The sequence below is a fragment of the Paenibacillus sp. FSL K6-2862 genome, assembly GCF_038005125.1.
Taxonomy (GTDB): Bacteria; Bacillota; Bacilli; order Paenibacillales; family Paenibacillaceae; genus Paenibacillus; species Paenibacillus illinoisensis_A.
Window position 1 is genome coordinate 89305 of sequence record NZ_JBBOSN010000002.1, and the last position, 12660, is coordinate 101964.

The window sequence follows — 12660 nt, forward strand, 5'->3', positions numbered from 1 at the left end:
TGTACGTAAAAAGTCAATATTCTTGCTTAAATTAATAGACGAGAAATTAGTGAGTCAGTCTCATGATGATAACCTAATATGCGTAGATCCTTAGCAATTTCGTCAATTAACTCCTTATCACCAGAGAAAGTGTATTGAAGATGCCGAACGAGGGCTAATAATTCTATAGTTTCATTTGATGCTCGTGGCATGAATTGTTTGATACCTATTGAATCAAGAGTATTTACACTTACCTGAAATGACCTTTCAAAGCGAAGATTTTTGATATAAGAAAAAGGCTGTTCTATAGGTAGAATATTGAACTTATTCTTCACTTCATTTAATACTTTTCCTTTTTCAAATTTCCACCGATCATAATCAAACCATTCAGAATTTCTATCCATTGTCTGCTCTTCCTTCAGGTGATCTAAATATTGATCCTCGCTCTGGAATTCGTTCCATGCTAACGATTCATTGTAAAAGTGTAGTGCAAAAAAATCATTGATATTATTTGCAATTATTCGAACGCGTTCGGTATCCATAGGAGACACTCTAATGACTACAGCTTCCTCTAAATCTTTAACCCCTCCAAAATCGGTTAGGAGTGCGAAGTGTATTCCATCCCCACCCGTTCTAGCAAATGGAATGCTGTCTACTGGAGTACAAAAGTAACCATCTTGACTGTAGTCTAACCCGAGAAAAAGACCTGATGGTTCTTCGAGATATTCAACCTCATGTGCAAATGATCTTTCCCATTCCATAAGTTGTTGCAGCAATTTAGGCTTCTTATACTCGGAGTTCATATTAATACCTCACTATCTAAATAATAATAAAATACATCCACAACTGACCTATATTTTTCCTTATACGCGACAGTAGAATTTAACTTGTTCTTGAACAATCGTTTCCCGTTAGTTGATTAATGATCTAACCCTGCACCAAATAAGTCTTTAGAGGTAAATCCATATTGTTGTATGATTTAGAAATTTTCGAACGAAAAATATCCTGTGTTCTAATAGTGAGTATATATCCATTTATTGTGTTAGCAATCATTTCAATTTCAGATGAATTGTATGAAGTCATATCCATTTTCGAAATGATCACTTGCTTACCCAGCACTTTGGATAAAGAAAAGATAATTTGCTTCTTTACATCGTCATTTAAACCTTCAAATAGGAGTACAAGGTTTCCAAGGTCATCTTTGCTACCTCTCATCAAACTGGGGGATTGTATCCCAATATGTCCTGGAGACGAAGATTTGACAGCATAAATCTCAATGATGTCATCCATTTCAAATTTAAAGTTTATGCCTTCTTCTGCTTGAACAAATAGGGAGCCCTCATTTAATTCTTTAGAAACACCACGGAAAAATTCATCTTGATTATTAACTTTAAATACTACTGAACATTGTTCTTTAACTGTCATATCAATAAATTGTCTCATATTCATACTATTATGCAATGTGTTCCCCTCCCTTTTAGAGATAAAGTATTCTATATGAGGTGTTTAATTCCTTGTCATTAAACTAACCTGTCCATTTGTTGAATAGCAAAATACCGCTTCCTATTAAGCGGCTTTTATAGGATATAGTTGAGCCTATATATATATCGTTTACCTAAAGTTATAAGCCTTTTGTTGTCAAAGTGACTTAGATAAACATAAGAAATGCAATAAATATACTAATTGGTTTATAATATTAAACGATTTAGTTTATTTGTTGCATTTGGAGAATGGAATGATGTCCGTGTCAGGAGATATGCTCAGAAAAGAGAACTTTTAATCTAAGAGTATCGGTTTCCTCGACAACCTTAAGGAGTCATAGTCCGTGTGCTCAGCACAGTTCAAGGCGCTTTCTGGCACACATGTTTAAAGCAAATATGTAAATTGATTTTCAGCTAACAGTGCATAGCTAGATGATAATTAAGTTTAGGTTTAAAAGCATATCTATATATACCACTTGAATTAACCTAATTACTTCTCCATGAGCTGTATGCTGCAGCAATTAATTTTTCTATTTTTTAAGAAAAACGTAGACCTCGTGGCCTACGTTTTTTTAATAAATGAAATCTAAAAACACAGGGGTTCTCAACAAGCCGGACTTTGTCCAATTCCTCATCTTGACCTTTGCCTGTATCTTTGGCTGTAAATAAACATGATTCTTGTCTTCTTCCACTACGAGTTGCTTACAAACTCCACGGAATGCCTGTTTATGCTTCGAGGTCGGTCCATGTTCAATCACACCTGCAGGCCTCAATTTCCCAGATACATCAGGAGCTGCAACAAGCCATCCGAACTCAGTCTTTTTGTATCCAGTAATGAATACATCAGCATATGACCAGTTGATGACCTTTTGCCATCCCCTGGACCGCCTGCTGATGTACTGACTGGCCTTATGCTTACCAACTACCCCCTCCATCCCCCTAGCTTCTATCTGGGTGTACAGATCCTCTCCAGCGCCTTCGATATGCGGTACAATCCCAAAACTTGAGGATGGCAATAGGAGACGGTGTAGGATAGCCTTTCGATCCAGGAGTGGCAAGTTACGTAGGTCCTTACTTTTGTACTGCAGGATATCGAATATAGCGAATGTGACTGGTAGTGTCCTGGCGAGCTGTTGGATCTTTGAAGGTTGCCGCGTACTAAAGCGGCTCATTACAGCCTCAAAGTCGTTTAAGCCCGTCTTTTGATCCGTGCAAGCAACCTCACCGTCTAGGATAATATCAGAGTCAAACGGTAAAACCAGTTCTGGGTACTGGCGGGTACAGTCATTGTGATGACGCGTATATAACCGGACAGTTCCGGATTGTTGTGAGTATATTAACCGGTGGCCATCTACCTTTGGTTCAAAGATGAAATCCGAGTGGCTGAACGGTACCGGTGCTGTTTCAAGTAACATAGGACTGATAAACATAAAAACACCTCTACCCCATTATAGCTTTTTACTTTAAGGGATTGAGGCGGTAAGTTATGGATCATTATTGGTTTGATGGATGGACTCATATTCGTTTCGAGACAAAGCTTTAACTCTTCATATGGAAATATAACTAAATCATAAATAAATTATAATTCAATTACTAGTACAGCTACTCAAAGTTCATCAATTAAGAAATTAGGGTTTAAATCAAACGTCTGTGAGCTCATCAGTATTTCCCCTTGATATACTGGACATTAGATACGAGTAAAGCATCTTTATCAGAGGAATTAACCGTGACGCTAATCGCTTCCGGAATGTCCTTCATATAGATTCGGGGAGGATTTAAATCCCCATATCCTAGGTTTACAACCCGATTGTAGTTTTCCAAATTGACAATAGTATTACCGTTATCCGGATCTCTAAAGGGTGTGTCCGAGTTCCCTAGCGTAGCGGGGGTTCCATAGTACTGCCTTACCCCAAAGGTGATCGTAATCGAGTCTACGAGACCAGAGCTAGGCCCACTCCCAAATGGATTACTTACATAAGCTTCCCCAGTGACTGGATTAACTCCTCCGTTCATGTCTAAAGCAATCAGGTTCTGACTGATCATAATAGATTTCAATTTATTTGCGTATTGACTGTCTGTAGCATAGCCGGCACGCTGCAGTTCATTTGCAAAATCGAATGGATTCTCCATCTGTAGCGCTTTTTTATATCGGCTATTCTTCAAGAGGAAACTTGAATGATCGGCAAATGACTCCGCCGGACTACTGTATGCTCTAAACTTTGCTTGAATCTGTACACTGACTCCACCAATTTCCTCATGCGTAGTAGCCATACAGGTAGCCCCTTTCCAGCTACTATTCGTTTTTATGCCAAACATATTATTGCATATGGCCCTTTTCCCGTATCCCGATTCCAAGGCTGCTTGAGCAAGCGTAATACTAGCTGGCACACCACTACGCCGTTCTTCTTCCTGAGCAGCAGCGGCGTAAGAAATGAAGAAGGGGTTGGTCATCCCTCCAATCTCAGCAGGTAATTGAACTGGAGGAGATTCTTCGGGTTCTATGGTACTCCCATCAGGGGCAAGAATCTCGACAACGTTGGTGCCACCGGATACGAGTTCACGAATGTATGTGGTTGCTTGATCGCTAAACTCTGGTGCTGCAGTCGTCATATACACATTACTGATGTACATCATCTGATTAGACATAAAATCCGAACCGCCTGTGTTCGCGTTTGTCCACTTGATTTTCTTAGCGATATTAAAGGCTTCAATACTCGCCGTTTCCATTACTTTGGACATTAACATCACGTAAGGTTTTGGATCAATCGCCTCTTCCCCTTGCGGCATCATCTCAAAATGAAGGTGAGGGCCGGTGGATCTTCCGGTGTTACCTGATAATCCAATAATGTCGCCTGCTCGAACAGATTGTCCTGTGGTGACTAATGCATTACTGAGGTGAAGGTAGCGACTACTCATTCCAATTTCAGGTTGGGTACTTTCCACGGTGACATAGATGCCAGCATTCTGTGTGGAATCTGGATCCGTGCTCCGGGGGTAACTCACCTTAGTCACAATTCCATCGAAGGAGTTGGTTACAGGAGTACCAACCGGGATCCCGATATCGATTCCTTTATGGAATGACTCCACCACTCCAGTTACCGGGTGGATCCGCTTCCCAAAATCACTGGTAATGGATTGTTCCAAGTTTCGTACGTATATGGTTGGTGGGAGAATGCCCTCAAAAATTTGAGTTTCCTCAGCAACCTCTTGAGCGGATGAAATGGCTGCCGCTAGCGTATAAAAGACTAAAAAGAATGCGAGAACACCGAGAATAATCCCCCAAAATACGGGGGATTTAAGCAAGGTTTTACCGATGAGCTCCTTTGCTTTCTTATTGACTCTGTTTTTGACTTGCTGCTTTATTTGCTCTTTAAGCATTTCGCCTGCGCCAGACGAGGGGTTAGTACCAGGTGTCAGGATAATCACGTCCCTTAAACATCAAATTAGCTCTCGTCTCCGGTTGGCTTAGACTTCAAAGATTGTGTGCGGGCTGCTTGAGCTTTTCTTCGAATTTGTTGTGAAAGTTGTTCTACTTCTGCATTAACTGGGGCCGTTTTCGCCTTTTTCATTGTTTTTAAATGCTTCAGTTCACCTTGGAGTCCGTCTGTTACTTCGGTAGAGATCTTTCCTTTAAGCTGGACGGCCACGCGCTGGTTGGTTTCAGCGTCGACATTGATTTGCACATCTTCTGGCCGCATGCCTGCTTTAAGCCTACCTACGGAGTCATCCATCTTCGCTTTCAATTCCTGGTTATTGAACTGGATTGACTTCGGGGCAAACTGTGTCTCTACTGAACGTTTTACATTCAGTAATACGGCGGCCTTCTGTTCCATCCTCTGTGGTGTCGTCTGTATCTGACTATTTGGCATAGGTGGCAATGACTTCAAAATGGTCTTTGGATTGGCTGGAGCAGTCACACGTATTTGTGGTCCAGGAGCAACAATGCCTTCTTGAGGCACGTTGACTTTCCGGAATGCTTCATTCGCTTGTAATAACTGCATTTTGTAGGCTTTGAACTCTTCCATGCCTTCGAATTTCGAAGCAATAGAAACCCTCCCAGACCGGACTAGCATCGTATCGTTGATCCTTTGATTCGTGCTTAAGCCAGATTCTTTGAATCTAGCATTCATTTCTTTCACAAAATTGGTATGTTGGACTGGTTGATCCGTCATATTAGAGGTATCTACCGCTTGTTTGTATTCCACTTTGTACCGATCAAACAGTTGGATCATACAGAAATCATCGACGGCCGTTTGCAATTTGCGATTTCGATTGAGCGATTTCACCTTTTGCATCTGATCCACGGCACGTTGCGGACGCTGAACCATAAATGTGGATGCCTTGCGAATGGCATTCTCATTACCATATACGGTGGCTGCCACCTCTTGATCGTTCATATCTTCTCGAACTCCTTGCGACAAGATGGCTTGTTTGACATCCCCACCATCGTCTTTAATCTCCTTCAGCCGTGTTTTCTCCTCTTTCCATTCCTTGTCCATCCCGCGGAACGGGTTCGTGGTACCATGTCGAAGGTTCTCATTGACTTTGTTCACGTATGGCGTGTATTGAACCGGTTCACCATTTTCTTCAGCAACATCCTCTGCAGCTTGTCTTTCACGTTGGTACCGCAGCATCATACTGGCAGAGGTTGCATCATTAAGGTTGTTGTCTGCCCGGGTAATGGCACTTGGGTTAAAGGATCGGGGCACTCCCTCATGTTCCCTACGCTTAAACATGCCTGTTACTTTGTTTGTGGCCCCGTTATAGATCGAACGGGTAATGTTCCGTTGCACACTATCCAGTACCGTCGATTTTGCTTTTGGCATCTGAGGATTAACCCCAGCTGCTCTACTAAACACACCGTTAATTTCAGAACGGTATTTAAATACCATAAAGATGGCGATGGCCTCCATAAACATGCCAGCGAACCAGCCCTTGTTGCTTTTCACTGCAACAATTTCGTATACCAAATGGCCAAACACTAATGAGAAATGTAAGAAGATCATGGTCATCGCCGTCATCATGAGTGCACCCATCAGTTTAACGAACTGAGTTCGAAGGACGGATATACCTGCCTCTCTACCAGGAAGTAACGAGGCTAGTAGAGTGATCGACATAATGGCGGCATGAATCAGCGTTTTAAGGCGCATAAATATGGTGGATATGGCCCAAAACGAGAAAAGACCTAATATAACGATGGAAAATAGCAAGTTAAACAGAACGATAATAGCTTGCGAAGCCGAACGTTCCTGTTCCACTTTGGGATACTTGGTTACGGCTTCTTTTAGTGCTTCCTCACGTTCATCAGAAAATGCTGGAGTCGTGAGCACTTTATCCAGAAGCTGAGGGTCCTTCTCCCCGATTTTGCTGTCATCAAACTGAAGCATGGTGTATGGACGTAATACGAGTTCCTCCCAAACCTGTTCGGAAATGATAGTAACCCCATCCTGAGCATTCGTTTTTAGTCCCGTGGTTTTGGCAAGAGATACATAAATGGAATCTCCTATAGAAGTCACCAGGCTATTCGAGAATTTCAGAAACGTTGCTGCTTGAGAAAAGAATGCGATGGAAACTAATAGCGCTAAGACAAAGCTGACCGCTTGGGAGAAGCCATCAATGACTCGGCCTCGTGCCATCAGATAAAGTATGTATCCTACCGTGATCATAACGAGCATCCCACCCATGGTGTCCCAGAAGCTTCCCGAAGCAATCATGCCATTCTTTATACCTGTGATGTTTTGAATCATGTCCCCAATTGCATCAATGAGTTCGTCCATAAAGCTAAAGGTGAAAGCTTCTCGGATGACGTAGTTTGTGAATTTAGCAATCATCACGTTGGCTAAGAACACCATGGATAACATGGCATCAAATGCCCGGACAATTCCATCCTGTGCTTTCGCACCGACTTGCCAGAAATGACGGTCTTTCGCAACGGTTTGGAAAGAGTAGTGAGATACACCGTACTTGTTATAATTGGCTTCGGATTGACTATCTTGTGGAATCATTTCATCCAACGAATCTGCCATGACCACATCACTGTTTAGCAAGCTGGTGAACAGGATGATGATCGCCATTCCCAATGAGAGCCATTTCGGGTGATGAAGACACGTAAAGCTACGTTTTATCTTTTTGTTCATCCGGAGTGGCTACCCCCTCCCCACCGTACTCTTCATCATAATAATGTTGGAAACGCTGCAGCACATGGGCGTTTTCTTCCTGGGCTGGTTCTTCCTCTTTGGCATGAGGACGGGTATCGAAGCAGTCAAACAAGTGCTGGAATACAACATCAATGTGAACAAGACCAATACGCCCATACAGGTCCTGCATTAAACACTGGCCATTTTCAAGGTTTCGTATCATATCGATGTTCTGCTGAGTAGCTTCTAAGCCGAAGTAGGCAAGCGTATTTTTGATTTTGTCGCTGTCTTGGTCACGAAAGGCAAACTTAACGCCGATATTCCCCGCTAGATCGCCAGCCACATCTGTTGCATTTTGCGTGATGAACACCGCACCACCATTGAGGCTTCGGCCGGTACGGACAATGGTATCCGCTAATGCTTTACCCGCTTCGGTTCCGAGCAAGGCCCACGCTTCATCCATTAAGACAAATTTGAAGATGGAGGTATCGTGATATATGAACTTATGGGTGAATCGGGCAATTGCAAACATCAATGCCACACTCATTTTTTCTGCTAAAGAGTAGTTCTCTTGGGCTTTTTCTGGAGAGGGCAACTTGAGGTTTTGAATTTGAATAATGTTAATGGAGTAGTCCATTTTGATGGTGGATTCTCCTCCGGTCCCAAACAGCAATTTCGCAAAAGAAAGGGTCTCGAAGCTCTCCAATATTTCAGCTAGAATGGTAGCCTGTGGTTTGGTAGCCCCCATTCCGTAAAGGACAGATATGGTTTTTGCGAGATATGGATCAGGCTCTTTGGCTACGATGTTTACAGCTTGGGAGATATAGCTATACTCCACGGAGTTCGTCTTCGTAGAGGATAGATATGCCAGGATCTCAACCGCTGCCTCTTTTGCCGCTTCAATATCGTTAAGCATGACGAATGGATCAAGTTTCCCCATATCTTCTTTTTCTGTGGATAGGGTGGCCACTTGGATTTGACCGGCAAGCTCCGGTAGATCTTCAGGCCAGTTCGATCTCTCCCCTTTCGGGTCAAAAATGAGCGTTTTGCCTCCCAGAATGGCATTTTGATATCCGAGTAGGTTGGCAGTGACCGATTTACCGCCACCTAACGTACCCGTAACGGTCATACTAGGACTTCGGTTTTCTTGACTGGCGTTAGCTGGGTCCAAATATACGGGGTGTTCCAATGAACCGGTTGTACCGATATATAGTCCTTTACCATCACCCAGTTCCTGTGTAGCTCCCACCATGCCTGCAGCTAAGAATTCAGGGGGGATCCGATGGATATAGTCGGTAACGTATTTAGGAGAACCCGGTATGAAGTCGTTAAACAACAGCCATTGATCACCACTGGGTGTTTCAACCTGTATATTTCCGAAATCACGGTAATGGTCCGTCAATATGGAGACGTTACTCTTTAACATTTCCAGGTCCGTATGATAGAGCCCATAGGTAACTTGGGTGATGAAGGTAGGATTCTTCCGTTTTTTGTATTCATCTTCCAGATACATCGCATTCTCTTGTTTTTCTTGAAGATCTACTGGAACGGTTGCTCGTGCTTCATGGATGTTCTTCACCTGGTTGTCGATGTCCATTCGCTTACGGCTCAATTTCTTAAGCGCGTCTCTTGCTTCCAGTATGTCTACCTTGATACTCATCGACACGGGGAATGGGAGGGTTGCTGCACTATAGAGCCATTCGCTCCCTGGCATATCCATGTTTTCCGGTAAATCTGACAGTGAAAGGTACGCATGGTGAATGGACTGTTCTACTCCCTCATGGAGTTGGGTCATTGTTATACGCCGTGGATGAGAGGTGTCAATGTCTGCCTCAGTAAGGGTGAGTACTTGTCTCGAGTCGTATAAGAAGGATCGTTTCCCCTGCTTCATACCCTTTGTCTTTTTTGGAGACCAGGAATCCTTTTCGGTTGAGCGCATTGGAGGTTCGGCAATTCCCCACCAGAAATTCCGACGGATAAGCCATTCTGTTGTTGCTTCTGTACCTCGCTTGATCTTTAATCGGCGAGATAGTCGTTCGAAAATCTGTCGTTCCTTGGATTGATAACTTACGTATTCATGTTCAAAAATCTCAGGATCGTTTAAGCCTGCAAAGTTCTCAATGGCTCTTATTGGATTTAATACAAACTTTTTAAGTTCAATGGCGAGGGTACCCATTTCTTCGGCTAAATCTCTATTATCGCTGCTAGGAAGGTAGACAACCAGGTATGCTTTGTAGTCGGCGTTGTTTGCTCCATCCACGGCATTGTAATTTCCAAAAAGATAATCTTCCATCATATCAATGATTCCAAGCGCTCGACTTTTTAGTGGACCGGAGACTCGTTTATTCCTAAGGTTTTCATGGTGCTTATGAATATCATGGGTTTTGGGTAGCCAAAGGAGTTGAAATCGGTCTGTGAGCATGTTTAGTGAAGCTGTTTGCGTTAAGAGTCGATCTAGTTTTTGTTGGTCACTGAGATGATCGTAGATATAGGAGTTCAACTCGTAGACGGCCCAGACTTCTTTGTTATGGTTAAAAATGAGGTTTCCCTCGAAGTATGCGATTGGGAACTCGACATTGATTTTATTTGGTTTTTTCTGCACTTTTCCAAGCGTAGACAATGGGTAGCCCCTCCTTATTTAAAGAGAGCGTGGTTACTCGCTCTCTCTTCTAGTTTTGCGGTATGTAATTCTGGTTTTGTATATATACCGGTGATTATGCTCAACTTTACGGTACCTATGTAAATGTTTGGGGCGCATCCAATAGAAAATCATGCCCAATAGCCATTTATGGGGAGCTTTACCGTCGAGCTTTTGTTTAGCGATAATCCAAGCGGACACTCCTGGTAGAAAGGCATAGGTGTAGACTGCGGGTATGAAAAATAGAATGTTACCAACAATAGCCCAAAAGATTAAACATGCAAAAAAGATTCCCACGATTCGAAGATTGGCTGGCAGGGGAAGTTTTTTTCCTTCAATCGCATAAATGACCCAATCCAATGTCCATATTTTTGAATAGTTTGATACAGTGATCCTAGGATTTTCTTTTGTATTGCTCATCGCTTAACCAAAGATGGTAGTCCAGAGGGATTTGGCGAATCCTTTCATGGCTTCCCAGTCAGAGATCACTGCAACTAACAACACCAAACCAAAGAAACTTAATGCTTTCATCCAGTCACGAGTAACTAGGAATATAACAGCGCCAATAATAATGACACCTGGTATAAGAGCACCAATGTTTCGGACAATCCAAGAGTTTGCCTCCACACCTGGATCTTTAGCGGCAAATGCAGGTAAAGCAATCAATAGTCCAGTACAGACCATAAGCGAGATCCGAATTATTAAAGATTTATTTAGAAAATGGTTTGAGCCCATAAAGTAATTTACTCCTCTCGGTTATTCTGTTGTAGTAATGGATGCATCATTATCTTCCGGTGTGGTGATCTCTACTTTTGATTCCTCATCGTTAGATGGTAGTTGATTGTTCATGCCCTTAGATTCTATTGACTCTTGTTTAGGGTTACCGATGGACAAAACATAAAGCCGATCTCCTTTGTTCACGACATTAAGAATCCAACGGTTCGTAAAAACTTCGCCTATGTCGTTTTGAACCAGAACGGAAGTCTCCATACGTATATGCTCAGGACGACCCTCACTACTTGGCATATTAAAAAGTGATACATATTCGACTCTGTCCAATGTGAATTCATTTTGACTCAGGCTTGAAGGCGCGTTACCATTGTCTTCGTAGAAATACTTCAGCTGATTAACATTTCCAGCAAAATAAGCTTGAAGAACGTTTGTTGCTAATTCGGTCGATTGATTAATCAGATCAACATTCGTATTTAAGCCCCCTGCTGTTATGGAGTCGGACTCCCCTTTTAATTGGTTCCCAATGAAACGAGGGTGAGACTGGATCACATATCCGGAGGAGGATACGGTTACTGGAACAACCATGTATGTTTTTTTGACTACACTACCTTTTTTAACTTTGGATGGCTCAGCACCCTGTAGTGAATCCAAATCCACTTCACGTCTAACGTTCAAAGTAACTTCATACAATGAATTACTGATCTGTTCCGTGTCATAAATCTCAACGGAAAGTACACTAGATGAGCCTTTAATTTCATAGCCCTTCAAGCCAGCATCCTGATCGATTCCACTAATAAAGTGTTGGAGGCGTAGAGCGCGATCATTAACATTGTTAACTGACCATGTGAAATATTCAGTTGCAAAATCACTGGCAAAACCCTTCAGGCTATCCTCGACAATGGTATGGTTTGTTCCTATATTGGTGACCTCTTGGATAATTTGAGTTCCCTTAGCATAGGACACTGCACCTTTGATGATGAGGAATATAATGAACGTCCAGAATAGGTAACGGATGATTCGCTTACCTGCAATTCTTTTTGGAGATTTGGGCTTCAACCCTTTTTCAAACTTACGTTGTTTCTTAATTATCTCTTCATTTCCTTGTTCTCCATCTTGTTTCGATGGTCTTTTTGATAGGAATCCCAGAGGAACACCCCACTTTGCTAGTGTTTATTTTTCTTTCTGCTCCCCTCTCCACCAAGTACTGAGAAAATAATGACGGAAACACCTAGAAGAATAAGTGCATACTTGGTATCAAACTCCATAAACCAGTTCCCTGTGTTCTTCACTTTCTCCCAAAAACCAGGTGCTCTTTCAACAACGATATTGGTAGCTTGGTCTATGATGTTCTCAACCTTCTCATGCGATTCATCACGGTCTTTAACTTTATTATCTGTTACAGGTGTAGAGTTGTTCTCCGTTGACGCGTGAACGGTAGGTTCTGCAGTTTGTTGAGGAACCTCCTGTTGCTCTCTGTTCTGAGTTGGCGTACGGATAAACAAAAATAGAGCTGTTAATAGGATGAGTAAGCTGATACTTATCAAAACGACCTTGGTGTTTTTTTTCACTGTGGATACACCTCCTCTCGTTGGGGAAAATCTAAGTAGTATACTAACATAATAGCTAACTAATTAGTATATTAATATATAATATGTTTCTTTTGAGTTCTCTACGAAAATAAGCCTGAGTTAAT

Annotated in this window: 10 protein-coding genes; all 10 read right to left on the reverse strand. The window is 42.2% G+C overall.

Translation table 11 applies throughout. The features are described 5' to 3' along the window. Positions 1-26: 26 nt before the first annotated feature. Complete coding sequence (locus MHB82_RS30320) at positions 27-782, reverse strand: hypothetical protein (protein WP_341176812.1); 756 nt, start codon at positions 780-782, stop codon at positions 27-29. Positions 783-906: 124 nt separating this feature from the next. After that, positions 907-1440 (reverse strand): hypothetical protein, encoded by a 534-nt coding sequence (locus tag MHB82_RS30325; protein WP_341176813.1) that lies wholly within the window; start codon positions 1438-1440, stop codon positions 907-909. A 592-nt stretch (positions 1441-2032) separates the two neighbouring features. Beyond that, on the reverse strand, positions 2033-2890 hold the full coding sequence (locus MHB82_RS30330) for an ATP-dependent DNA ligase (RefSeq protein WP_341176814.1): 858 nt from the start codon (positions 2888-2890) through the stop codon (positions 2033-2035). 229 nt (positions 2891-3119) lie between these two features. After that, a complete protein-coding gene (locus tag MHB82_RS30335; RefSeq protein WP_341176815.1) occupies positions 3120-4886 on the reverse strand; it encodes a glucosaminidase domain-containing protein in 1767 nt (588 codons plus the stop codon). Positions 4887-4903: 17 nt separating this feature from the next. Next, positions 4904-7597 carry a CD3337/EF1877 family mobilome membrane protein gene (locus MHB82_RS30340; RefSeq protein WP_341176816.1) on the reverse strand — a complete coding sequence of 898 codons (2694 nt, stop codon included), beginning with the start codon at positions 7595-7597 and terminating at the stop codon, positions 4904-4906. Beyond that, positions 7575-10217, reverse strand: a complete 2643-nt coding sequence (locus MHB82_RS30345) for an ATP-binding protein (protein WP_341176817.1) — start codon at positions 10215-10217, stop codon at positions 7575-7577. Before MHB82_RS30345 ends, MHB82_RS30340 begins: the two co-directional genes overlap by 23 nt. 33 nt (positions 10218-10250) lie before the next feature. Then, positions 10251-10655: a TcpE family conjugal transfer membrane protein gene (locus MHB82_RS30350; protein WP_341176818.1), complete on the reverse strand. Its 405-nt coding sequence runs from the start codon at positions 10653-10655 to the stop codon at positions 10251-10253. 3 nt (positions 10656-10658) lie between these two features. Continuing rightward, a complete protein-coding gene (locus MHB82_RS30355) occupies positions 10659-10970 on the reverse strand; it encodes a hypothetical protein (RefSeq protein WP_341176819.1) in 312 nt (103 codons plus the stop codon). 21 nt (positions 10971-10991) lie between these two features. Beyond that, positions 10992-12023, reverse strand: coding sequence for a conjugal transfer protein (locus MHB82_RS30360; RefSeq protein WP_341176820.1), 1032 nt, complete (start codon positions 12021-12023; stop codon positions 10992-10994). 107 nt (positions 12024-12130) lie between these two features. Continuing rightward, on the reverse strand, positions 12131-12535 hold the full coding sequence (locus MHB82_RS30365) for a hypothetical protein (RefSeq protein ID WP_341176821.1): 405 nt from the start codon (positions 12533-12535) through the stop codon (positions 12131-12133). Positions 12536-12660 lie beyond the last annotated feature (125 nt).